We start from the raw sequence: 23504 nt of genomic DNA, 5'->3' as shown, positions 1-23504 counted from the left end.
AATCGCCGAACGGAAGGGGAGAGCATATGGTTATTTATGAAACGGACCAAGCTTATATCATGACGACGCAGCATGACCATGCCCATATTTCAGGTGAGTTGGCTTCACAATGGGAAGAGAGCGCCTTTAAGAATAGACGTCATAAGCAGGATTTTGTATATGCAGCAAGGGAGCATGATCGGGGTTGGATACAGTTAGACGCTGCTCCTTTCTGGAATGATCATGTGTCTGCACCTTATACGTTTATTGATTTTCCGCTCAGTCCACGTTTTGTTTTCTATCATCTTGGGATTGATGAAGTCGAACAAGGAAATACGTATGCGGCGTTGCTGTGCAGCTTGATGTACAAGGAGCTAGTCGGACGGACCGAGCATCAAAACGCTCAGGACAAGCAGATTACGCATGTTTATCAGGAGGCAGAGGAACAGCGTCGGCAGAGGCTCAAACAGGAGCTGGCATGTGGCGTAACTTTCGAACATCAAGTGCGGACGGATGTACGGAGAATGTTGTTTTGCGACGAATTGAGTCTGTTTCTGTGCAGCCGTGAGCCGGGTACACCTGCTGCAGATTATGAATGGTTTGCTGACGGATTGAGCTTTCCGGCGGTTCGCCATGAAAGCGGGCGAGTTCGGGCAGAGTGGTTATCGGATCAGACTGTAGGTCTTTCCTTTTTTCCTTTCAAGGGCAAGGTAGAGATTACTCATACCTTTAAGAAGGTGGACAAAGAGAAAATTCGTACCTTTGGTCTCCTAGAAGCCTACCGTTCCTCCGAATGGAAGCATCGAACCTTTACCATTGAACATATCATGGAAATAGAAGAACACAAGGAGAATGCCTGACCGTCTACTGATACAGCCTCGAACAGATATATTGTTCGTGGATGCAGAGAAAAGTCAGAGCAGAGCCTCCCTGAACAATGATTCAGAGAGGCTCGCTTTTTTCTTGCTTTAACATTTTACGATTTTGCAGATGTTTTTGCACGGTTGACAATAGTCTGTACCTTATTCAGTACCTTATCGCGTGCCCCTTTATTTTTCATCAGATACGTAACACCCATTCCTAATACTGCTACCACCCATTTTTTATTCTTCATGAATAACGCCTCCTTATGATCATGTTGTCATACACAAATGCTTTAAAAGCATCCAAAATGTGAAAAGATGAACGGGATTTTACGATTTAGTGATTCCTTGCACTCGTTCCGCATAACTATGATTTTACCCTTTCCATCAAATCTTACCCGTTCCTTCGGCTATGAAACGATTACGACTGCCCATTCACGTTTAATGGATATTATCAAGTATCCTGCCGCAATTGCTTCAGATGCACATGACAGGGAGGTCTTTGTTATGAGAAAGAAGGAAGTAGTTGCCATGCTGCTCGCCGGCGGACAAGGCAAAAGACTCAAAGGACTGACCCGTACACTTGCCAAACCGGCTGTATTTTTTGGAGGAACCTACCGCATCATTGATTTTCCCCTCAGCAATTGCACTCATTCCGGTATTGATACCGTGGGCGTGCTGACCCAATATGAACCGCTGGTGCTTCATTCCTATATCGGTGTCGGCAGCGACTGGGATTTGGACCGTCTGGACGGAGGAGTTTTCGTTTTGCCTCCCCACGAGAAGGAGAATGGAAACAACTGGTATCGAGGTACGGCGGATGCTATTTATCGGAATCTGCATTTTTTGGATCAGTATGACCCGGAGCATGTACTCATTTTGTCAGGAGATCACATTTATAAAATGGATTACAGTCGCATGCTCGACTATCACAAGGAAAAGGGAGCAGACTGCACCATTTCCGTCATCGACGTCACAATTCAGGAAGCCAAACGTTTCGGGATTCTGAACGCCGATGATGATCTGAAAATATACGACTTTGAGGAAAAGCCGGAGCAGCCAAAAAGCACGCTGGCCTCCATGGGCATTTATTTGTTCAAATGGGAGGTGCTGCGCCGATATCTGCTTGAGAGCGCGAGTGATTCTGAATCCTCGCATGATTTTGGCAAGGATATCATTCCGTTGCTGCTCCAGCATGGGCGGTCGCTGTATGCGTATCCGTTTGCCGGGTACTGGAAAGATGTAGGCACGATTCAGAGCTTGTGGGAGTCCAACATGGATCTGCTGGCTCAAGACCCGCCTCTGGATCTGAACGACCCTTTCTGGCGCATCTATACCCGTAGCCCCAATCAACCGGCCCAGTATATAACCCAACGGGCGATTCTGAAAAACAGCATCGTGAATGAAGGCTGCGTGGTGGACGGAGAGGTCAGGCATTCCGTGCTATTTTACGGAGTTGAGGTAGGAGAAGGGAGTGTTATTACCGATTCTGTCATAATGCCAAACGTCAAAATTGGTCGCAATGTTCGCATTCACCGGGCCATCGTGAGCGAAAACATAATTATTGAAGACAATGCGATCATCGGATCTGAGGGCAGTTCGGATGAAATTGTTTTGTTCGATCAGGAAAGCCAGCTTCATGCACGAATATAACCCGGATAAGGACGGTGTCCGCTATGAGCCGACTCATTGGAGTCATCAACCTGGATCACGAACTGGATCAGTTGAAGGAGTTGACCTATTTCCGGTGCGGGGCCGCAGTACCCTTTGCCAGTCGATATCGGCTCATTGATTTTACCTTATCTAACATGATGCATGCAGGGGTGCATGATATTGCACTGTTCATCCGTCGCAAATACCGTTCGCTTTTGGATCATCTGGGTGAAGGACGGCCTTGGGATCTGGACCGCAGACGGGGCGGATTGTTCATTTTACCACCGGACTGGAATGATCCGACGGATGCATCACTTGGAGATTTGCAGCATGTACACAACAATCTGGACTTTTTTCATCGTTCATCGGGTCAGACCATTGTTCACGCCGGAACGCAGCATGTCAACAAGGTTGATATTGAGGATGTATACCGTTACCATCGGGAGAAGAACGCGGACGTCACCCTTGTGTACAAAGCAATAGATCAGCTCGAATCTGAGCACGCTCCTTGTGTTCGACTGGAGATTGATGAGGACGGACGGGTGACGGGCATTCATCAGGAGCAGGATCATCATAATATTTATCTGGAAATTTTCGTCATGGACAAAAGCCTGTATCTTGATCAGGTGAAGCATTGCATTGCTCATCAGGATAACCATTTTTTCCGGGATGCCATTCAGAAAACCCTAGTGGTCTGCGCATTTATGCATATCCCTATGAAGGCTATCATGCCGTGATTAATTCTATTGAGAGTTACTATAAAAACAGCATGAAGCTGCTGGATCAGCAGCAGTATCAAGCGCTGTTCCAGAATCAGCCGGTGCATACGAAAATCAAATATGAAGCTCCAACCCGTTATACGGACACTGCTGAGGTGGATCATTCGCTTATCGCCAACGGCTGCACGATTGGGGGCAAGGTGGAGAACAGCATCCTTTTTCGCGGGGTACGGGTGGAGGAGGGCGCACGGGTAAGCAACTCGATCATTATGCAGAAATGTGTGATCCGTAAAGGCGCAGTGGTGGAGAATGTGATTTTGGATAAGGATGTGCAGCTTTCACCGGATCGTACTCTGATTGGAGACACCAGAGTACCCTATGTCATTGCCAAGAATAGCGTGATTTAAAAATATAATTGAGCATTTAAAACGGAAATAACAGGAGGTCACACCTTTGTTCAGCAATAAAGAAGCATTTAAGCAGGCTTTTCGAGAGCAACTGGTCGGAAGGTTGGGCAAGACGATGCAGGAAGCTCAGGCGGAAGACATATACAAGGTTTTGGGCGGTATGATCCGCGAACAAGTCGGCAGAAATTGGGCGGAAACGAACCAAGCCTATAAAGAAGGACAAGAGAAGCAGGTCTATTACTTTTCACTGGAATTTTTGATAGGCCGTCTGCTGGGCAGCAATTTGCTGAATTTGGGCGTGCTGGATATGGTCCGGCAGGCACTGGGAGAGCTGGGCTGGGATCTGGAAGAGATTGAAGAACAGGAGGCAGACGCGGGGCTGGGCAATGGCGGTCTCGGCCGTCTGGCGGCTTGCTTCATGGATTCGCTGGCATCCCTTGGCTATGCAGGACATGGCTGCGGCATCCGTTACAAGTATGGCCTGTTCGAGCAGCGTATTGTGGACGGAAACCAGGTGGAGCTGCCTGATTACTGGCTGCAAAAAGGGAACGTCTGGGAGGAGCGCCGCCCCGACAAGAAGGTCGAGGTTCAGTTCTGGGGACGTGTGGAAACTCGGGAGGAGAACGGTCGTCTTGTATTCGAGACGCAGGATGCCGAAACGGTCTGGGCAGTTCCGTACGATATTCCGCTTGTGGGCTATGGACATGCGCAGGTGAATACGCTGCGGATCTGGAGTGCGGAATCGGCGCTTGATCCTGTCCGAGGGCCGATTCGAGGCGAAGGCGGTTACTACCGCTTTCTTGACTACAATCGTTCGGTAGAATCCATTTCGGCGTTTCTGTACCCGGACGATTCGAATTATGAGGGCAAGCTGCTTCGCTTGAAGCAGCAGTATTTCCTCTGCTCGGCCGGCTTGCAAAGTATTTTGCGGACGTTTGAGAAGCTTCGGTTGCCCTACAGCCAGTTGCCTGACAAAATAGCGCTCCATATTAACGATACACATCCGACGCTCGTAATACCGGAGCTTATGCGTATTTTGATGGACGTGAAGGGCTTGGGCTGGGATGAAGCGTGGGATATTACGACGCGGACGGTTTCGTATACGAATCATACGATATTGAGCGAGGCGCTGGAGCAATGGCCTGTCAATATGGTGCGGGAGCTGCTTCCGCGAGTTTCTCTTATCATTGAAGAGATTAACAAGCGTTATTGTGCAATGCTGCTGGAGCGTTATCCGGGACAGGACATCAAAATTGGTGAAATGGCGATTATTCATGGTGAGCAAATTCGCATGGCCCATCTGGCGATTGTCGGCAGCTACAGCGTTAACGGAGTGGCTGCGCTGCACACGCAAATTTTAAAGGAGCGGGAAATGAAGCCGTTTCACGAGCTGTACCCCGGCCGTTTTAACAATAAAACGAACGGAATTGCCCATCGCCGCTGGCTCATGCACGCGAATCCCGAGCTGGCAAGCTTGTATGATGAAACGATAGGCACACGCTGGAGAACCCGTCCACGCGAGCTGATCGATCTGCTTCGTTACAGCGGGGACGAGTCGTTCAAGGAGCGGATACAGGCGATTAAGCGAAGTAATAAAGTCAGGCTCGCCGAGCATGTTTTTGCTAAACAGGGCGTGCGACTGGATACGTCCTCAATTTTTGATGTACAGGTCAAACGATTGCATGGATACAAGCGACAACTGCTTAATATTTTACATGTGATGCATGTTTACAACCAGCTCAAGCATAATCCTTCTCTGGATGTGGTACCGCGTACGTTTATTTTTGGGGCTAAAGCTGCTCCCGGCTATTATCTTGCCAAGCAGACGATTAAGCTCATTAACAACGTGGCGGACACGATCAATCGGGATGTGGATGTTAGGGACAAGCTGAAAGTCGTTTTTCTGGAAAATTATTCGGTTTCATTGGCCGAGATGATTATTCCTGCGGCGGATGTCAGCGAGCAGATTTCCACAGCAGGTAAGGAAGCCTCAGGCACCGGGAACATGAAATTTATGATGAATGGTGCACTCACCCTAGGCACACTGGATGGAGCCAATGTAGAAATGCATGAAATGGTGGGCGACGCCAATATGTTCATTTTCGGACTGAAGGTGGATCAAATCGAGGCGTATTACCGGGACGGACAATATTCAGCACGCAAAACAGCCAACAGTGACGAAAGACTGCGTGAAGTGCTGGATCAACTGGTGAACGACGCTCCTTTTACGCGGCATGAACGGGAGTTTGAGGCTATTTATCAATCCCTGATTGATCATAATGATGAATACTTTGTGCTCAAGGACTTTGCCGCATATGTAGATACTCAGGTGCAGATCGAGCAGGTGTACCGGAATCCGTCCGAGTGGACGCAGCGTGCCATTGTAAACATGGCGCATGCCGGTAAATTTTCCAGTGATTGCACAATTCAGCAGTACGCGGCCGATATTTGGGACATTATACCTCTCCAAAACGAAGTCAACAAGCGAATCTTGTCCTAAAACAGCGAAACAGGCGGAATGGCATTGCTTTTCGAACGCTGAGGGTTATAATGACAGTATAGACATAAGTAAGGATGGGAGGCTGTATAACCTCATTCCTGAACTTGAATTGTACTGTTGAAGGAGTCCTCCTATTGATAAAGCTCAATCCGAACAGGCTCAAACCTAACCAATCAAAGAAGAAATATAATATGTTTCAAAATATATGGCGGGCAATTCGCCTGAATTTCATCAAGCTGTTGCGTGCGCCGGGTGGAGTGAAGAAAATCTCTCTGGGCTTTGCCATCGGCTTCGCTCTGGAGATGATTGTCATCTCCACGGCTTCACTGGTGTATCTCGTGTTTTACCCGGTTGTTCGGTTGTCCGGCGGTTCGCTGCCTGCGGCAATTGTGGGCAACGTTGTAGGTAAGCTGACCTTTTTGCCAATTGTGCTGATGCCGTTCGCCAAGCAACTGGGAGCTTGGATTTATCCGTCCCATTACCCGGTACATGTACGGGGAGGCAGGCTCCACGAGCATTCCTTTATGGAGCTGTTTCATGGCAATTGGTCTGTATTCAGAGACTTGCTGCATGGAGGACTGCACATTCTGATCGGCATGTCGATTTTTGGCGTGGTCCTAGGGATTATTTCGTATTTTGTCATTCAATTTCTGTATAACCGTTCGCTGCACAAACGGCTGGAAAAGCGGAAACTGCGTCACGGCGCAGCCTTTTCAGGGGCCAGATTATTAAAAAACGGATAACGTAGCGATAAAGAAGCTCCTTGAGCCTATGAATTAGGTCTGAGGGGCTTCTTTTAGTTAGGATTGGGATTTTTCTGGCTGGAGGCTTAGAGGTGATCAACAGTGAATCAATGAAAAAATGGAATTCTGTCTTGGAAACAGCCACCGTCATATCGCTGCTTTTGGGATGGGCTCCGAAGGAGAACTCCAAAACTATCGGGTACTGTGGGGGAGTGACCAAAGTCTCTATATTGATCTTGAACTTGGCATTACTACAATCAATCCGTTTGAATATGTACTTCGTCAGCAGTAAGGCAATGATACCGTCTGGAACTTTCGGGACGATAATGAGTTAAACAATGTGCTGATCGGCGTAAAAACCGGTAAAGTATGGGCCGTTAAAAATGAGCTTGGCATGGATTGGAACGGGGACAAGGATTTTGCCAAGGCGTTCGCCAAGCCAAAACTCAGGCGCTTTCAGCCGCTAAGTCGAAAGTGCAATCTCTCTTTGGAATTAACCTTAAAGGGTACACGGTGAAAATCAAGGCTAACGAGTATACGTTCTTCCAAAAAGACGCTGCTACTGTTGTAGGGAAAATTAATAAAAAAGGAGCTTTTTATTCTTTGGAGGCTAAGCCTGCAAACGGTGTTCGGAATTAAAGCAAGCAGCTTCTCACGTTCTGCCAATGTCTTCATTTAACAACCAAGTGGAATCCATACGGTTAATCATGAGTGCCATCATCTTTCACAATAATTGGCTTCATTCGCTCGAATCGTTTACAATACGTGTGCATACAACACTGGACGACAGGTTAATGTACATACAAGGAGTGGTGAAGTTGCGGAAGATATGGCAAATCTACTTAACAGACTGGAAAAATGTATTCAAAGTATCAACCGGGACTTTATTGGTCATAGGTATCATTCTTTTGCCTTCCGTCTATGCATGGGTAAATTTGAAAGCAATGTGGGACCCTTATGCGAATACATCTGGTATTAAAATCGCAGTAACGAGTCAGGATCAGGGCACTGAGGTGAACGGAAAGAAGATTAATATCGGTGACGAGGTTTTGCATAATCTTCAAAATAACAAGAAATTAGGCTGGACCTTTGTCAATGAAGCGGAAGCGCGAAAAGGTTTGCTGAACGGAGATTATTACGCAAGCCTGCTCATTCCAAAGGATTTCTCCGAAAAAATTACGAGCGTGCTCACGGAAAATCCGCAAAAGCCGGAGATTGATTACGCCGTCAATGAAAAAATCAATGCGGTTGCTCCCAAAATCACTTCTTCTGGAGCAACCGCTCTGACGAATCAGATTAGTCAAAACTTTATTGAAACCGCCAGTCAGGCCGTACTAACCAAGTTAAAGGAAGCCGGGGTGAAGTTGGAGGAGGAGCTGCCAACCATTCGCAACATTGAGAACCGGGTGCTGGAGCTGAACAACCGATTGCCGGATATCGACAGATTAGGAAAGCAGGCTATCGAACTGGAACAGAATTTGCCGAAAATTAAGGCACAGGGACAAAAGATCATTGCATTAAAGGAGAAAATTCCTGAAATTAACCGCGCTGGCGAACTGGTGCTGAAAATTGAAAAAAACTTGCCCGAGCTGGACAAGGTGGCGGCGGTTATTTTAGATATACAAAAAAGGCTGCCGGACATTCAAAAGGCCGGGGATCGGATCGTGGAGCTGGACCAAAATTTCGGTAAGGTAGAAAGCGCATTGGCTACAGCCCTGGAGGATACACAAACGGCACTCAAGGTCATTAATGCCGCACAAAAAGCGTTGCCGGAAGTACAAAAAATTGCGGATACTGGCAAGGATTTTACAACCGGATTGCTTGATTTTCTGGATAAAAACGATGGTGCGCTGGATTCAATCGGCACTGTAGTCAAAGAGGATTTACAGTTGGTACAGCAAATTGCGAATGGAGTTTCGGAGATCACAGGAATCATCCGCGGTGTTGATTTTGATCCTAAAGCAGCACAGGCTGCGGTGAATCGGGTTAGCGGAAGACTGACCACTGCCGTGGGAGTGCTGGATCGTATTTCTCAGATGTTGACCCGTGTTAACGGATATTTGCCGAGTCAGCCGCTGGATTCGCTTATTTCCCGTGTGAGTGGGGTAGAGGATCGATTCCGTCGCTTGAACAGCACGGTTACCAGCATCGGAGATGCCATTCAGCGCGGCGAGAAGCCTGCACAAAATCTGCTGGATGACGCTGACCGCCTTGCTGGAGAAATCAGCAGCGGGATCGACAGCATTTTGGGCAACTATGATACGGAATATGCACCAGCCATTCAAAAGGCGCTGGATCAAATCAAGACCGTTGCCCGCAATTCTGCGAATGTGCTGAATACGGCCCAAGAGCAGCTACCGAATATTGAAAAAATATTAAACGATGCTCAGGCTGCCGCACAATTTGGTCAGGAAGAACTGACCCGTCTTCAGCAGGACCTGCCACAATATCGGCAAAAGCTGCATGAAGCGGCTACGACGATTCAGGGCCGCATGAGCGAATTTACGAATGCCGTAAACAAGGCAGCGGACTTCGTAAATAACGATTTGCCTGGGGTTAAAAGCAAAATTCATCAGGCGGCGAATTTTGTACGTAACGATTTGCCGAAAGCGGAGCAGCAGTTTGTCAAAATGGCTGACCTGATTGAGAACAAGTTTCCAGAGGCCGAGCACGCGGTGCACCAGGTAGCCAACTTTGTAAGAACGGATCTTCCTGCGGCTGAGGATTCCATACGTCAGGCTGCGGACACGATTCGCAAGCTAAAAGGTGAAAATGCCCTCGGACGGGCCATTGCGCTGCTCAAGGGGGATGTGAAAAAGGAGAGCGATTTTCTCGGCAGTCCGGTGTCGTTGAAACAGGAGCGGATTTATCCGATTCCGAACTACGGTTCTGCGATGTCGCCTTTTTATACTACATTGTCCATTTGGGTAGGTGCGATGCTGCTGGTGTCGATGTTCAGAGTAGATGTGGAGGACCCGGAAGGTAAATATAAAAGCTACCAAGTGTACTTCGGGCGACTTATGACCTTCTCCACCATTGGTATATTTCAGGCGCTTAGTGTGTCGCTTGGTGACTTGTTTCTGCTCGGTGCGTATGTGGATGCCAAGGTGGCATTTGTACTGTCCTCCATGCTGATTAGTCTCGTGTTCACGGCCATGACCTATACACTGGTTTCGGTGTTTGGCAATATTGGTAAGGGGCTGGCGGTTATCTTGCTGGTGCTCCAGTTCTCCAGTTCAGGTGGCACGTTCCCGATTGCTACAAGCACGCCGTTTTTTCAAGCGCTGAATCCGTTTGTACCGTTCACCTATGCGGTTAGTCTGCTACGGGAAACGGTAGGAGGAATGCTGCCTTCGACGGTGACGCGGGATGTGGTAATGCTGTTTGTCTTTATCGGGGGTTGCTTCCTGTTTGGATTAGTGCTTAAGAAGCCGCTCAGCAAGCATACGAAGAAGATGGCTGAGCGTGCGAAAGAGACGAAATTGATTCCTTGATTGTTAAAAAGAGAGAGAGTTACGGTGTGGGGGCGGCTCCGCGAAGGATTTGATCTTACGAACGCTCCGCTTCTACAGATTCAAATCCTCCGCTCCGCTGGGGCTACCACCGTAAAGTCACTTTCTTTTTAACATACGGCGGGTAGTATGAGGGGGGATGGCCTCGCGCTGACGGCTTCGGCAGGGTGTGAGGCTTTTTTGTTTGCGCTAAATAATACATTTCTATTTTAGGGTGTTTCAAGGTGGTGTTTTCTGGTGAATAAAGTGGGTATGGTCTTTTTTGGCAGGGGATTTTTACGAAATTTTAAAATTCTTAGGCAAAGGCGGGAGGCAGTATGGAATATTCATATTTGGGAAAGTCAGGCTTGCAGGTTAGTCGGTTGTGTCTGGGGACAATGAATTTTGGACCGGAAACCGAAGAAAAGGAAGCGTTTAAAATTATGGATGCCGCGCTGGATGCGGGCATTAACTTCTTTGATACAGCCAATGTGTACGGACAGGCCCGTAAAGGGTGGACGGAAGAAATTATTGGACGCTGGTTCCAGCAGGGTGGCGGAAGACGCGAGAAGGTCGTGCTTGCAACGAAGGTATACGGGGATATGAAAATGAGAACGACGGTCCGAACGCAGGATCAGGCTTGTCAGCTTACAAAATTCGCCGTCATTTGGATGCTTCTCTGAAACGTTTGCAGACCGATCATATCGAGCTGTATCAGATGCATCATGTTGACCGAAATGTGTCATGGGATGAGCTGTGGGGCGTTTTTGAGTCGGTTGTGGACCGCGGGCAAGTTGACTATATCGGTTCCAGTAACTTTGCCGGCTGGCATATTGCTGTGGCGCAGGCCGAAGCGAAGGCACGCCGTTTTCTGGGGCTTGTATCCGAGCAGCATTTGTATAATCTGAACGAACGTTCCGCTGAGCTAGAGGTATTACCTGCGGCTCAGGAGCTGGGACTCGGCGTTATTCCATGGAGCCCGCTGGCTGGCGGGCTGCTGGGACGTAATGCATTGGCAGGCACCGGCTCACGCAGCGCACGTTCCAAGGAAAAGATTGAACAGAATCGTGGGAAGCTGGAGCAATTTGCAGCGTTGTCTCGCGAGCTGGGCGAAAAGGAAGACGTGATTGCGCTGGCTTGGGTATTGTCCCATCCGGCCGTAACGGCTCCGATTATCGGTCCACGGACATTGGAACAACTGGAGGATGCTCTCCGGGTGCCTGAGGTCAAATTGAGCGAGGATGTGCTTGCCAAGCTGAACGAAATTTTCCCTGGTCCCGGCAAACCTGCGCCGGAAGCCTACGCTTGGTAAGTTGAACCCTTTCTATTCAAGCATCATTCCTATTTAGGCATCATTCGTGGAAGCGAAGTGAGCATTGACGGTGAGTGCCAAGGTGACAAGAAGCGAATCGCAAAAAAGCAGCAGAGTAGGAGTAGCCTCCTGAGTCTGCTGCTTTTTTACTAGATTGCCCTGTCAGAACCTGAGAAATAAGCGATCAAGACCAGAATAATCCTGCGCTAAACGTGATCTGTCTTTTTGGGCATTATCCGAGGGATGGTTTTCTTATCATGTGTAACATAACTGTGCAGAATCATGCCAAGAATAACGATGAACATACCTATCCATGATAAAAGAGAGGGAATCTGTATGGATAAAAAGATCAGTTCTCCCATTAATGCGAAAAGCACTTCCAGAGATTGTGTTGCTTTCACCGTTGCTAACTTTTGCATATTTCCCCGAACCTGATCTGTTGCTTTAAAAAACAGGACTGTAGCAATCACTCCTGAAAACACGGCCACCAAAGCGGATTGCAGCGTCTGCTCCTGACTCGGCATTCCCACGCTAAAAACCCCGTATAACGAGAGGAATAACCAGAACGGCAAACTGGCTAATGTCATCCCGAGAACACGTTGATAGGCATCCAACCGCCCTGCACAAACTTCCATCATTTTACGATTACCTAGTGGATAGGCAAATGAAGCGAGTACGACAGGCAGAATGCCGAATACAAAATCCTGGGTGGAAATGGATTGCGACTGTTCGAATTGCATGAGAATAATCCCAAGTAAAATAACCAAAGACATCATAAGTCCCTGAATGGGGATTTTTCCTCGTACTTTTAAAGGGCCATTTTCCGTTTGCACAATTTCAGAAAATAACGGAACAAGCAATGAACCGGAAATAATGGTAATTTGCCATGTTCCCGCGATCAGCCAGCCTGGTGAATAAGCCGATGCGAAACACAATGGAGCATAAAACAGTCCAAACCCGACGAAGCTCCATAAAACCCAGATCCCCGGTCGTTCTCTCATGACGTTCCAAAGAGGTTTAAGCTTGCGCTGAGTCAAAACGATGACGAATAAAACGGGGAGCATAAACAGATAGCGCAAAGAAGCACTCCATATCCAGCTTCCGCCTGATAACTCCATTGACCGATTGAGAACAAATGTAAAAGCAAAAAAGAAAGCCGCCAATATACCGAGCCAGATTGATCGCAAAACATTCACCTTATTCTTTAAGTATCGTTATTACCATATATTAATAACTTTTTATGATTCATTACAAGGGTTTCTTCGTAGTTGACAAGGCGAAAGGGATACTGTATATTACTGAATGCTAATGATAATAGTAATGATTACTATTTAAATGACATGAAGATAATGAGTTTATATTAAAGGGAGCGTACCACCAATGAATAAGAAAGTAATACCGGTAACGGTGCTGAGCGGATATTTGGGTGCAGGGAAAACAACGATTTTGAATCATGTGTTAAACAATCGGGACGGAATGAAAGTGGCCGTGATCGTCAATGACATGAGCGAAGTGAACATTGATGCCGAGCTGGTCAAAAAAGAGGGGGGCTTGTCCAGAACAGAAGAAAAGCTGGTCGAGCTGTCCAACGGCTGTATTTGCTGCACATTGCGCGAAGACCTGCTGCTGGAAGTCAAGAAGCTGGCGGAACAAGGCGAGTTTGATTATATTTTAATCGAATCCACAGGGATCAGTGAACCTGTACCTATCGCTCAAACCTTTACGTACGCCGATGAAGGGACAGGCATTGATTTGGCTTCCCTGGCAAAGCTCGATTGTATGGTGACCGTGGTCGATGCGAACCGTTTCTGGCATGATTTTGAATCGGGAGAAACGCTGCTGGATCGCAGGCAGGCTACGGGAGAAGACGACACGCGTGATATTTCGGACTTGCTGATTGACCAGATTGAAACCTGTGATGTACTGGTTCTGAATAAATGCGATTTGGTTCAGCCTGCGGAGCTGGACAAACTTGAGGGCGTTCTGCGCAGATTGCAGCCTGAGGCCAGAATCATTCGTACTTCCAAGGGACAGGTCGCTCCTTCAGACATTTTGAACACGGGATTGTTTAACTTTGACAAGGCCAGCCAATCCGCCGGATGGATTCGTGAGCTGGAGCTGGAGAACCATACACCGGAAACGGACGAATATGGCATCAATTCCTTTGTATATCGCCGCAGAAGACCGTTCCATCCTGCCAGATTGGCTGAATTTATGAGCTACTGGCCGGAAGAAGTCGTTCGAGCCAAAGGATTGGCCTGGATCGCCTCCCCTCAGGATTGGGCGGCCAGTATCAGCCAGGCAGGTCCTTCCATTCAATTTGGCCCTGCTGGAAGCTGGCTGGCGGCGTTGTCCGAGGAAGAACGTCAGGAGATCGTCGCGGCTGATCCTGAGGCATTAGATAACTGGGATGAGCAGTGGGGCGACCGCATGAGCGAAATTGTCATGATCGGTATCGGAATGAATCAACCGGAGTTGGAAGAAGAGCTGGATGAATGTCTGCTGAACGATAGCGAAATGGACATGGACTGGTCCGGCTTTGAAAATCCGTTACCATGGCCGACAACGGATGAATCCTCGTCTATAAATTAAAAGGTGTATCTAATTTACAAAAATAGGATGTAGTGTATTGTCATATGGACCTAGTGATCCATTCAGCAATGAAGTCCATACATTTTTTGGCCGCTGGAGAAACATTTTTTAATGAAGCGGTAGCGATACCAATAGTGCGGGAATGTTTTCCTTCCAAAGGTCGAATAGAGATGTCATAAGGAATGTGAGATAAAATCATTTCAGGAAGAATGCTCACACCTAAGCCGTTCTGTACCATGGCCATAATGGCATGATCATCTTCTAATTCATATTTGATTTTCGGTGAAATATTATACTGTGAAAAAATATTTCGCACATCGGTGTCACAGCCTGCAACAGGCATAATGAAAGGCTCATCTGTGAGCTGATCCACACGAATAGCGGCTTGCTCCCCAAGAATATGATTAGAAGGAAGCAGGCAAAGCATTTTTTCTTTTTTTAATGGCAAGGCCTCTAAAGTGTCTAACGTGGGCAGATTTACGAAGCCAAAATCAGCCTCGCCGCTGACTAACCAACTCTCAATTTCATGGTAGTTCCCATCGAGCAGTTTCATCTCAATGAGAGGAAACTGCTCGTTGAATTTTTTATAATACGCGGCAGCCAATGAATAGATACACTTGAGAATGTACCTATTTTTACGGTTCCGATTTCCAATCCTTTAATTAAAGCTACCTCTTGATAGAGCTTTTCGTCCATTTGTATAATCTCTCTGAAGTGCTTCATTAATCTTTCTCCGTTGTTGGTTAATTTGATGCCTGAACGACCCCTGATCAAGAGTGTTAACCCTATTTCATGTTCTAAAGCAGAAATGGCATGGCTGATTGCTGATTGTGTAAGATTTAGAACTTCCCCTGCCTTTGTGAAACTTCCCATTTCAACTACGCTAAGAAAAACCTTATATTTAAACAACGTGTACTCACTCCTACCTTCTATGAAATATATTCATGTATCGTATCATATAAATTCATTTTTTTTATTTAATATTTATGATTATAATCAAATTAAAGAAAGATTACTTATTTTGTTCTTGGGAGGTACACATGGACTCAATTGCTAAAACTCCACAGCCGCCTTATTATGCGGCCATTTTTACTTCTGAACGTAACGAAGGAGATCGTGGATACGAAAAAATGGGTGACAAAATGTTGGAATTAGCTGCTAAACAACCTGGTTTTTTAGGCGTGGAAAGTGTTCGTGACTCACAAGGAGTAGGCATCACCGTCTCATATTGGGAGTCCTTAGACGCTATCAGGAGTTGGAAGCATCATGAAACGCACCAAGTCGCACAGGAAAAAGGAAAAGCAGAATGGTATAAAAGCTACGGTCTTAGAGTATGTAAGGTAGAACGGGATTATTTTTTTGAAATGTAAAGTAAGGTAGTTATAAGTTTAAGGGAGCACCTTCATAGCCATTTTGGCTTTGAAAATGCTCCCTTTTGGATGTTTCAGATCTTAAAATATGAGGTGCTCAGGAATTGGCAGAGTTGATCGGCTTCATATCCTGTATGGCTTCCTTCAGACTTTGGGAGCATTGCTCATACAGTTGTTTTCTTTGCTGTTCACTGGAGTCTGCCGCCAGCTTTTGCAATTCCGTCGTGCATTGTTCCAACAGCGTCAGCACGGCTTGATTAGAATCCTGTACCTTGGACAATTGCACATTATCGCTGTATTGGTCAATATATAGCTCCCCTTGCGGGTTCAACTGGGCGAAAAATACGTCCTTGACCGTCAGGCTTTTTTCTTTCAGCTTTGCATCCAGCCATTGTTGAGTAATTCCCATGTACGCCATTTCCTGCTCCATGAGTTGTCCATCCATAATAATGGCTGTGGGTTCCTTCTCCGGTAGCTGCAGCATATTGAGATCCTTAAGCGTCACAGCCTGCTTGTCTTTGGCCAGCAGCACGTTGACCTCACCGCTGGTCTCCATAAGGGCAAATTCCACGTCAGCAACCTTGAATACATTTTTGCTCCGCAACTGCTCCATGAGTTCATCCAGTGTAAGTCGTTCCTTTTTCAGATTATCCTCTAAAATTTTTCCGTCTTTGACCAAAGTGGTCGTCTTTCCGTCGATAAAATCTCTGGCCTTCTTACTTTTAATTTGCAACAATTCAATGAAAAACGTTGTCAGGACCCATACTGCCATGGATACAGAGCCCAAATACCAAGCGGATTCTCGTTCCAGGGGAATGGAAGCAGCCAGGTTACCGATCGTAATTCCGGTTATATATTCGAACAAGGAAAGCTGAGATACCTGACGTTTCCCGAGAATTTTGGTAATTAAAAATAATATAGCGATAGCCATTAGCGTGCGTAAAGCAACCTCGGCCCATTCCTGCATATGCTCAACCTCATTTCATTCCGCCGCAAGTGCGCTGATATTCCAAGCATGTCCGCACCAAGGTTTGTTTAAACGCTGGGTCATCCAATTTTAGATAACCGTTTAAATCGTATTAAGATTTTCTATCGTTGCATTATCAATGTCTATTACGCAGGCGATTGACGGAAAAGAGTGAGCAGGATACATTATAAATATAATTCTTATTTAGTTCATCGGGATTATAAACATTAAGTTCACGGAGGTATGTATATGTCATCCAAACCCAAAGTTGTCTTGTGGAGTAAAACAGGCTGTCATTTTTGTGGAGAGATTAAATCATATCTGGAATCCCAAAATCAGCCTTATGAAAATATTCAGGTAGACGGAAATGATGCCCTGCGTGACGTGCTGGAGACAAAATATGGTGTTCGCTTTGTCCCTGTTGTTGAGGTAGGTGGGGATAACAAATATGAGGCACTGCTCAACCCGGATCTGGAAGAGCTGGGTAAAGTGCTGGAAAGTTACAGTCAGGCGGTATAAGCCAACGGGAAAAGGTCAGTAGCTACGCTGCCTATACAATACAAGCAGTGTAGACTGTCCTACAAAGATGTAGCAGCATAGCTGCCTTGAAAAAATGATTAGCCCTAGGATAACAATAATTTTCAAGAGAGGTGGAACAATTCATGGCGAAAGACAGACAAATCAAATTTGGTGCCATTATTCACGGTGTTGGAGGAAGCATGACGACTTGGCGTCACCCTGAAGTACCTGCGGACGCGAGTGTTAATTTTGAATTTTATAAAACACAGGCGCAAAAGGCGGAGGAAGGCAAGTTTGACCTTGTTTTTATCGCAGACGGTCTGTTCATTAACGAAAAATCCATTCCCCACTTTCTGAACCGTTTTGAGCCGATTACGATTTTGTCCGCTTTGGCCGGGGGGACGAAGCATATCGGGCTGGTTGGCACGCTGTCGACTTCCTACAGCGAACCGTTTACGGTAGCACGTCAGTTTTCTTCTATTGACCATATTAGCGGTGGTCGTGCAGGCTGGAATGTAGTGACTTCCCCGCTGGAAGGCTCTGCTCTTAACTTTAACAAAGGCGAGCATCCATCGCATCCACAGCGTTACAAAATCGCGGAAGAATATTTGCAGGTAACCAAAGGACTGTGGGATTCGTGGGAAGAGGATGCATTTGTTCGTGATAAGGAATCCGGCGTGTTCTTTGACCCTGAAAAGCTGCATACCCTGAACCATAAAGGCGAGTTTTTTTCTGTGCAGGGTCCATTGAACATTGGAAGATCCAAGCAGGGACAGCCGGTTATTTTCCAGGCAGGTTCCTCGGAAGATGGCAAAAATCTGGCCGCTAAGGAAGCGGATGCTGTATTTACGGGACATGAAACGCTGGAGGAAGCGCAGCAGTTTTACCGTGATGTGAAGGAACGGGCGGTACGCTATGGCAGATCCGAAGAGGATATTGTCATCTTGCCGGGAATTTCACCGATTATCGGTAGCACGACGGAAGAAGCAGAGCGTAAGTATGAGGAGATTACCAATTTAGTGACGATTGAGGCTGCGTTAAAATTTTTGGGCCGTTTCTTCGATCATCATGATTTCTCACAATATCCGCTGGATGAGCCATTCCCAGAGCTTGATGGTATCGGCAGCAATTCCTTCCGCAGCGGCACGGATAAAATCAAACGGACGGCCAAAGAGCAAAATCTGACGCTGCGCGAGGTGGCATTACGTTCGGCAACGCCTAGAACCTCTTTTATCGGTACAGCTGAGCAGGTGGCGGATCGAGTGCAGGAGTGGTTTGAAAGAAAAGGAGCAGATGGATTCATTATCGGTTCTGATGTACCGTCGGGTCTGCATGATTTCGTAAATCTGGTTGTGCCTATTTTGCAGGAGCGCGGTATTTACCGTCAGGATTATGAATTTAGCACATTGCGTGAAAACCTGGGTGTGCCGATTCCTGAGAACCGCTACACAGCAGCTAAATCCAAAGTGAAGGTAGACGCATAACAAGAAGGAGGGAAAAGCATGTCCAAGGTTGTCATCCTATCAGGCAGTCCATCTACACAATCCCGTCTATACGGCTTAATTAACTATACGACCAAGCAATTGCAGCAGGCCGGAGTGGAGGTCACATTGCTGAATGTGGTCGACTTACCAGCCGAGGATCTGGTTAAGGCAAACTTTAACAGCCCCGATATCACGGCCTCACTTGCGGTAATTGCGGCAGCGGATACGGTCATCGTCGCTTCTCCCGTGTACAAAGCGGCCTATTCCGGATTATTGAAGATATTTCTGGATTTGGTGCCGCAGGAGGGGCTGAGAGGCAAACCTGTACTTCCTTTATTTATCGGAGGTACGCTGGCTCACCTGCTGGTCATTGATTATGCTTTGAAGCCAGTTCTTAACGCGCTGGGAGGAAGACATATTCTCGGCGGCGTGTATGCGGTAGATCAGTGGGTTGAACGTTTGCCGGATGGAGCATATAAGCTGTCGGAGGAACTGGTTTCACGGCTGGATCGCTCTGTTAAAGAGCTGACGGAGCTATTGAAGTAATAAATATTTTCAATTTTTACATTGACAGGGCGTTCAGTGAGTTTTATGATACAAAAAACCAAGTTAACGTATTGGATAAATGTATTTAAAACTCACTGGGGGACTTGTGCATGAATATCGAGAATATGGAAGCCTTTGTATACGTGAATCATTATGGCAGTTTTAACAAGGCGGCAGAAGCGTTGTTCTTGTCACAGCCCTCTGTCACAGCTCGGATTCAGACGCTGGAGCGCGAACTGGAATGCAAGCTGTTCGACCGCCAAAGCAAGCAAACCATTTTGACGGAGGATGGACGAAAGTTTCTTCCTTATGCCGAGCAAATGCTGCAAGTGCTGCAACGGGGCAAGCAAAAGCTTCAACAGCGTAAAAAAGCCCCTCAACAAGTTCGGATTGGCTGCACGATATCGGTGTCGAACTATATCATTCCTGAGATATTAAGGCAACTCCGCGCCCGTTATCCGGAGATTAACTACAAAATTGTGACGGCTACGACGGATCAACTGGTACATAAGCTGTTGAACCGTGAGGTGGACATTAGTTTTGTCCGTAAAGTGATGCATCCGGCCATTCGTACGCTTGCTTTTTATGAAGATCCCATTTCCCTGTATGTATATGACGGTCATCCGTTTATGAAGACAGGAAAGGCCAGCATACAGGATATTCAGCATGAAACGCTGGTATTTTTTGAATGCGGGTCATTGGACTGGATGAGGATTCATCGGTCTTTTGAATCGCTGGAGCAGCCACCGGATATTGCCTTTCAGGTAGATAATGTGGTTACAGCCAAAAAGCTGGTGCTGGAAGAAGCGGGCATCGCCTTTTTGCCGGACGTTTGTGTGAACCGTGAGCTGAAGGATAAGAAGCTGTTCCGCATCCATGTGCCAGAGGTAGCCGGGGTGTCCATGAAGATCAGCATTGTGGCGACCAAAGAAGACTGCGCGGTAAGCTCGGATTTTGCAGATGCACTGACAGAAGGCTTCCGTGGTGCTGTTTTGTAAACCGTTTTTTTGCAAATGGATGAAATGTTCTATTGCCTGGTGGATTGACGTAAATGAGCGCAGGTGTTAAATTAGTCACATCCTAAAACCAATTAAACTCATAGGAATTATTATTTATTTAATGTGGCAGCTACCATGTATGTCGCAAACTGCTGATATACAAAGAGACGAGGGGGATTCATATGAAAAAGTGGTTTGCAATGTTATCCGTTATGGCGATTATTCTGGTGTTGGCAGGCTGCGGCTCCTCTGATAATGCGTCTAACGCGTCTGGTGCGTCCGGTTCAAACGGTGACGTAAAAAAAATTATTGTAGGTACAGGCACTCAATTTAAAAATGTATGCTTTATTGATGAAAACGGAAATTTAACAGGCTTTGATGTTGAGCTGATTAAGGAGCTGGACAAGCGCCTGCCTCAATACGAATTTGAATTCAAAACGATGGACTTCGGCAATCTGCTGCTGAGTCTGGATGCCGGTAAAATTGATCTGGTATCGCATCAAATGGAAAAAAACCCGGAGCGTGAAGCGAAGTATCTGTTCAACAAAAATCCGTACAGCATTTTCCTGAACAGAGTCGCTGTAGCGAAGGATAACAATACCATTCACTCGATTGATGATCTGAAAGGCAAAAAGCTACTCACCAGCCCGACGAGTAATGCGGCATATGTGTTGAAGGAATACAACAAAACACACGGGGATGCCCTGAACATTGTCTATACAAGCGGTGCAGCCAATGATACAGTGCAACAAATTACGAGCGGCCGTATAGATGCTACCATTACGACAGACTTTGCGAACCGTTTTAACACCGATGAAAAAGGAGAAGTAGCTCTGAAAACCGTTGGTGATCCTTTGACTCAATCGGATGTATTGTATGTACTGAACAAAAATGAGCAAGGATTGGCGGATGATCTGGACAAAGCCATTCAGGAAGTGAAGGACGACGGTACGTTGTCGAAGCTGAGCATTAAATGGCTTGGAGAAGATTTCACGAAGTCTCTGGAAGATGTGAAAAAAGAAGGTAGCAGTAAGAAGTAAGGATAGACTTGGACATTTCAGCGGTCAGGGTACTCTATGTATTCTGACCGTTGATGTATAGAAAGGAGGCAGGCATATGAGCAGAGAGTTCAATATTGACTATGTTTTTAGCTTTATCCCGAAAATGCTGTCTTACTTACACATCACCTTGTTTATTGTGGCAAGCTCGCTTGTATTGGGGCTTATCATTGGTCTGTTGGTTGCGCTGCCTCGCATGTATAACATTCCATTTCTCAAACGTGTTTCTCAAGTGTATGTTTCCTTTTTTCGCGGAACACCTATTCTAATCCAATTGTTTCTGGTGTATTACGGCCTGCCAGAGCTACTAAAGCTGGTGGATATCAATTCCTCCAGATGGGATGTGCTGTGGTTTGCCGTAGCGACCTACGCGCTCAATAGTGGAGCCTTTATTTCCGAAATTATCAGGTCAGGAGTAGAGGCAGTAGATCGAGGACAAATCGAGGCTGCGCAGTCCGTCGGCATGTCAGGCTATCAGACCTTCACACGTATCATAATGCCACAAGCGCTGGCTGTGGTGGTTCCGGTATTTTCCAATCTGGTGATTGGCAATCTGAAGGATACTTCGCTGGCATTTACGATCGGAGCGATGGAGATGACAGGGAAATCACAGACATTAGGGTCGGCTACCCAGCATTTTGTTGAAACCTATATCGCGTTATCCCTTATCTATCTGGTGATCAGTCTGATTTTACAAAATTGTTCAAGGTGCTGGAAAATACGCTTCTCCGGCATGAGCATCGGGATGCAGTACAGAAAGAACCCGAAAAACGAAAAAGTTTTGTGGTGCGCTACCTGAGAAGTCCTCGTCTTAGTAAAGGAGGTAAAGGCATATGAGTCTGGATTTTGGATTTATATATACTGCCTTTTAGGGTTGTTCTCCGCGCTGCCCAACACTTTAATTATTACGGTGGTTTCCGTACTGGCAGGGTTGGTCATCGGTATTATAACGGCACTGGCGCGAATCTATAAGGTTCCTGTGTTGTCCCAAATTTCTCACGGTTACGTTACCTTTATCCGTGGCACACCGATGCTGATGCATTTGCTGCTTATTTATTTCAGTTTGCCTTTGTTGATTGATGCGGGAGCGAAGCATTTCGGCTGGCCTCTGCATTCCAAAGATGTTCCTTATATGGTATTTGCACTCATTTCGTTTTCCATTACCAGTGGCGCGTATATGTCTGAGGTCGTCCGTTCTGGAATCCAATCGGTCAACAAGGGGCAAATCGAGGCGGCTTATGCCGTTGGTATGACGACGTGGCAAGTGCTGAGACGGATTGTATTTCCGCAGGCGTTCGTGGTGAGTTTGCCAAACCTGACGAATTCCGTTATTGGATGCTTCATGGCTCTACCTTGGCCTTCACGGTTTCGGTCACAGAAATCCAGGCACAGGCTGAAATTCTAGCATCTACCAACTGGAAATATTTAGAGGTATATATCGCGGCTGCACTGCTATTTTGGGGCTTGACGGTATTAATTGAGCGAATATCCGGCTTGGTGGAGAAAAAATCAATGTGTTTAATGGAGGTCGAGCATCATGATCCGTCTGCAAAATATTACGAAATCGTTCGGCAAGCATGAGGTGCTCAAAGGCATTGATTTGACCGTGAATAAGGGAGAGGTTGTCGTCATTCTCGGACCGAGCGGCTCGGGCAAAACAACGTTGCTGCGCTGCATCAATTATCTGGAAAAACCGAATGACGGGGAGGTCAGCATTGGCGATTTTACAGTAAACTGCAAGCGACCTGCGAAGAAGGATGTTTTGGCTCTGCGCCAAAAAACGGCTATGGTCTTCCAGCAATACAATCTGTTCAAGCATAAAACGGCGCTGGAAAACGTGATGGAAGGGCTTGTCGTCGTCCGTAAGGTGAAGCATGAGGAAGCGAAGAAGATCAGTATTGAAGTGCTCGAAAAGGTCGGATTGGGCGAAAAGCTGGACCATTATCCGAGTCAGCTATCCGGTGGACAGCAGCAGCGTGTCGGCATTGCGCGCGCTTTGGCGCTGAACCCGGAAGTGATTTTGTTCGATGAGCCGACATCCGCGCTAGACCCTGAGCTGGTAGGTGAAGTGCTGTCGGTTATTCGCAAGATTGCGAAGGAAGGTATTACGATGATTGTTGTCACGCATGAGATGGGCTTTGCACGGGATGTCTCCAACCACGTGGTATTTATGGATGGAGGCCACATTATCGAAGAAGGCAGCCCGGATGACATTTTCAATCATCCCAAAGAGGAACGCACGAAGCAATTCCTGAAACGGATTACACCGGAATATAACTATTCAATTTAGACGGGAGAGGGAG

At 46.8% G+C, this 23504-nt stretch carries 17 protein-coding genes and 5 pseudogenes; 18 read left to right on the top strand and 4 right to left on the bottom strand.

What is annotated here, in order from left to right:
- Positions 1 to 26: 26 nt before the first annotated feature.
- The gene (locus tag ASL14_RS00550) at positions 27 to 839 is read left to right on the top strand and encodes a DUF3891 family protein (protein WP_134909907.1); all 813 of its coding nucleotides are present in this window, start codon (positions 27 to 29) and stop codon (positions 837 to 839) included.
- A gap of 116 nt (positions 840 to 955) precedes the next feature.
- On the opposite strand, the gene ASL14_RS27185 is transcribed toward ASL14_RS00550, so the two are convergent.
- Complete coding sequence (locus ASL14_RS27185; protein WP_187644830.1) at positions 956 to 1093, bottom strand: hypothetical protein; 138 nt, start codon at positions 1091 to 1093, stop codon at positions 956 to 958.
- 256 nt (positions 1094 to 1349) lie between these two features.
- Here ASL14_RS27185 and ASL14_RS00545 point away from each other — a divergent pair, with 256 nt between their 5' ends.
- From ASL14_RS00545 to ASL14_RS00515, 7 genes and pseudogenes are all read left to right on the top strand, one after another.
- Positions 1350 to 2495 carry a glucose-1-phosphate adenylyltransferase gene (locus ASL14_RS00545; protein WP_134909905.1) on the top strand — a complete coding sequence of 382 codons (1146 nt, stop codon included), beginning with the start codon at positions 1350 to 1352 and terminating at the stop codon, positions 2493 to 2495.
- Positions 2496 to 2518: 23 nt separating this feature from the next.
- Positions 2519 to 3621, top strand: a pseudogene (gene glgD, locus ASL14_RS00540) (glucose-1-phosphate adenylyltransferase subunit GlgD).
- A 46-nt stretch (positions 3622 to 3667) separates the two neighbouring features.
- Positions 3668 to 6121 (top strand): glycogen/starch/alpha-glucan phosphorylase, encoded by a 2454-nt coding sequence (locus tag ASL14_RS00535; protein WP_134909903.1) that lies wholly within the window; start codon positions 3668 to 3670, stop codon positions 6119 to 6121.
- A gap of 191 nt (positions 6122 to 6312) precedes the next feature.
- Positions 6313 to 6864, top strand: coding sequence for a DUF2062 domain-containing protein (locus ASL14_RS00530; RefSeq protein WP_189338209.1), 552 nt, complete (start codon positions 6313 to 6315; stop codon positions 6862 to 6864).
- A gap of 340 nt (positions 6865 to 7204) precedes the next feature.
- Positions 7205 to 7381 carry a hypothetical protein gene (locus tag ASL14_RS27605; RefSeq protein ID WP_223264153.1) on the top strand — a complete coding sequence of 59 codons (177 nt, stop codon included), beginning with the start codon at positions 7205 to 7207 and terminating at the stop codon, positions 7379 to 7381.
- 301 nt (positions 7382 to 7682) lie between these two features.
- Positions 7683 to 10358, top strand: coding sequence for a YhgE/Pip domain-containing protein (locus ASL14_RS00520; RefSeq protein ID WP_134909900.1), 2676 nt, complete (start codon positions 7683 to 7685; stop codon positions 10356 to 10358).
- Positions 10359 to 10693: 335 nt separating this feature from the next.
- Positions 10694 to 11667 (top strand): annotated as a pseudogene (locus ASL14_RS00515) (aldo/keto reductase).
- 206 nt (positions 11668 to 11873) lie between these two features.
- On the opposite strand, the gene ASL14_RS00510 reads toward ASL14_RS00515, so the two are convergent.
- Complete coding sequence (locus tag ASL14_RS00510) at positions 11874 to 12854, bottom strand: DMT family transporter (RefSeq protein ID WP_134909898.1); 981 nt, start codon at positions 12852 to 12854, stop codon at positions 11874 to 11876.
- Between the two features lie 193 nt (positions 12855 to 13047).
- Between ASL14_RS00510 and ASL14_RS00505 the strand changes: the two genes are divergently transcribed.
- Positions 13048 to 14259 carry a GTP-binding protein gene (locus ASL14_RS00505; protein WP_134909896.1) on the top strand — a complete coding sequence of 404 codons (1212 nt, stop codon included), beginning with the start codon at positions 13048 to 13050 and terminating at the stop codon, positions 14257 to 14259.
- 40 nt (positions 14260 to 14299) lie between these two features.
- Here ASL14_RS00505 and ASL14_RS00500 read toward each other — a convergent pair.
- Positions 14300 to 15132: pseudogene (locus tag ASL14_RS00500) on the bottom strand (LysR family transcriptional regulator).
- 167 nt (positions 15133 to 15299) lie between these two features.
- On the opposite strand from ASL14_RS00500, the gene ASL14_RS00495 reads away from it, so the two are divergent.
- Complete coding sequence (locus ASL14_RS00495; protein WP_025685554.1) at positions 15300 to 15629, top strand: antibiotic biosynthesis monooxygenase family protein; 330 nt, start codon at positions 15300 to 15302, stop codon at positions 15627 to 15629.
- 97 nt (positions 15630 to 15726) lie between these two features.
- Here the strand turns inward: ASL14_RS00495 and ASL14_RS00490 are convergent, their stop codons facing one another.
- Positions 15727 to 16596, bottom strand: a complete 870-nt coding sequence (locus tag ASL14_RS00490; RefSeq protein ID WP_134909894.1) for a DUF421 domain-containing protein — start codon at positions 16594 to 16596, stop codon at positions 15727 to 15729.
- A 249-nt stretch (positions 16597 to 16845) separates the two neighbouring features.
- Between ASL14_RS00490 and ASL14_RS00485 the strand changes: the two genes are divergently transcribed.
- The 8 genes and pseudogenes from ASL14_RS00485 to ASL14_RS00450 all read left to right on the top strand — a co-directional run bounded on the left by ASL14_RS00485 (position 16846) and on the right by ASL14_RS00450 (position 23491).
- Complete coding sequence (locus tag ASL14_RS00485; protein WP_044645553.1) at positions 16846 to 17115, top strand: glutaredoxin family protein; 270 nt, start codon at positions 16846 to 16848, stop codon at positions 17113 to 17115.
- Between the two features lie 143 nt (positions 17116 to 17258).
- Positions 17259 to 18599: an LLM class flavin-dependent oxidoreductase gene (locus tag ASL14_RS00480; RefSeq protein WP_134909892.1), complete on the top strand. Its 1341-nt coding sequence runs from the start codon at positions 17259 to 17261 to the stop codon at positions 18597 to 18599.
- An 18-nt stretch (positions 18600 to 18617) separates the two neighbouring features.
- Complete coding sequence (gene ssuE, locus ASL14_RS00475) at positions 18618 to 19145, top strand: NADPH-dependent FMN reductase (protein WP_134909890.1); 528 nt, start codon at positions 18618 to 18620, stop codon at positions 19143 to 19145.
- A gap of 110 nt (positions 19146 to 19255) precedes the next feature.
- Positions 19256 to 20143, top strand: a complete 888-nt coding sequence (locus ASL14_RS00470) for a LysR family transcriptional regulator (protein WP_134909888.1) — start codon at positions 19256 to 19258, stop codon at positions 20141 to 20143.
- A gap of 182 nt (positions 20144 to 20325) precedes the next feature.
- Complete coding sequence (locus ASL14_RS00465) at positions 20326 to 21183, top strand: transporter substrate-binding domain-containing protein (RefSeq protein ID WP_134909886.1); 858 nt, start codon at positions 20326 to 20328, stop codon at positions 21181 to 21183.
- A 76-nt stretch (positions 21184 to 21259) separates the two neighbouring features.
- A pseudogene (locus ASL14_RS00460) lies at positions 21260 to 22038 on the top strand (amino acid ABC transporter permease).
- Positions 22035 to 22742, top strand: a pseudogene (locus tag ASL14_RS00455) (amino acid ABC transporter permease). Before ASL14_RS00460 ends, ASL14_RS00455 begins: the two co-directional pseudogenes overlap by 4 nt.
- On the top strand, positions 22739 to 23491 hold the full coding sequence (locus ASL14_RS00450; protein ID WP_134909884.1) for an amino acid ABC transporter ATP-binding protein: 753 nt from the start codon (positions 22739 to 22741) through the stop codon (positions 23489 to 23491). Before ASL14_RS00455 ends, ASL14_RS00450 begins: the two are co-directional and overlap by 4 nt.
- The last annotated feature ends 13 nt before the right edge of the window (positions 23492 to 23504 follow it).

This window comes from Paenibacillus sp. IHB B 3084, from assembly GCF_001447315.1.
Taxonomy (GTDB): domain Bacteria; phylum Bacillota; class Bacilli; order Paenibacillales; family Paenibacillaceae; genus Paenibacillus.
The sequence above is the reverse complement of the archived record's forward strand: the minus strand, read 5'-3'. Positions and strand labels throughout refer to the sequence as shown.

Excerpts from the sequence above, each read along its gene's own strand:
- ASL14_RS00465 (WP_134909886.1), top strand. The coding sequence starts at position 20,326 with ATGAAAAAGTGGTTTGCAATGTTATCCGTTATGGCGATTATTCTGGTG.
- ASL14_RS27185 (WP_187644830.1), bottom strand. The coding sequence starts at position 1,093 with ATGAAGAATAAAAAATGGGTGGTAGCAGTATTAGGAATGGGTGTTACG.
- ASL14_RS00550 (WP_134909907.1), top strand. The coding sequence starts at position 27 with ATGGTTATTTATGAAACGGACCAAGCTTATATCATGACGACGCAGCAT.
- ASL14_RS00470 (WP_134909888.1), top strand. The coding sequence starts at position 19,256 with ATGAATATCGAGAATATGGAAGCCTTTGTATACGTGAATCATTATGGC.
- ssuE (WP_134909890.1), top strand. The coding sequence starts at position 18,618 with ATGTCCAAGGTTGTCATCCTATCAGGCAGTCCATCTACACAATCCCGT.
- ASL14_RS00485 (WP_044645553.1), top strand. The coding sequence starts at position 16,846 with ATGTCATCCAAACCCAAAGTTGTCTTGTGGAGTAAAACAGGCTGTCAT.
- ASL14_RS00450 (WP_134909884.1), top strand. The coding sequence starts at position 22,739 with ATGATCCGTCTGCAAAATATTACGAAATCGTTCGGCAAGCATGAGGTG.
- ASL14_RS00480 (WP_134909892.1), top strand. The coding sequence starts at position 17,259 with ATGGCGAAAGACAGACAAATCAAATTTGGTGCCATTATTCACGGTGTT.
- ASL14_RS00505 (WP_134909896.1), top strand. The coding sequence starts at position 13,048 with ATGAATAAGAAAGTAATACCGGTAACGGTGCTGAGCGGATATTTGGGT.
- ASL14_RS00545 (WP_134909905.1), top strand. The coding sequence starts at position 1,350 with ATGAGAAAGAAGGAAGTAGTTGCCATGCTGCTCGCCGGCGGACAAGGC.
- ASL14_RS00490 (WP_134909894.1), bottom strand. The coding sequence starts at position 16,596 with ATGCAGGAATGGGCCGAGGTTGCTTTACGCACGCTAATGGCTATCGCT.
- ASL14_RS00495 (WP_025685554.1), top strand. The coding sequence starts at position 15,300 with ATGGACTCAATTGCTAAAACTCCACAGCCGCCTTATTATGCGGCCATT.
- ASL14_RS00530 (WP_189338209.1), top strand. The coding sequence starts at position 6,313 with ATGTTTCAAAATATATGGCGGGCAATTCGCCTGAATTTCATCAAGCTG.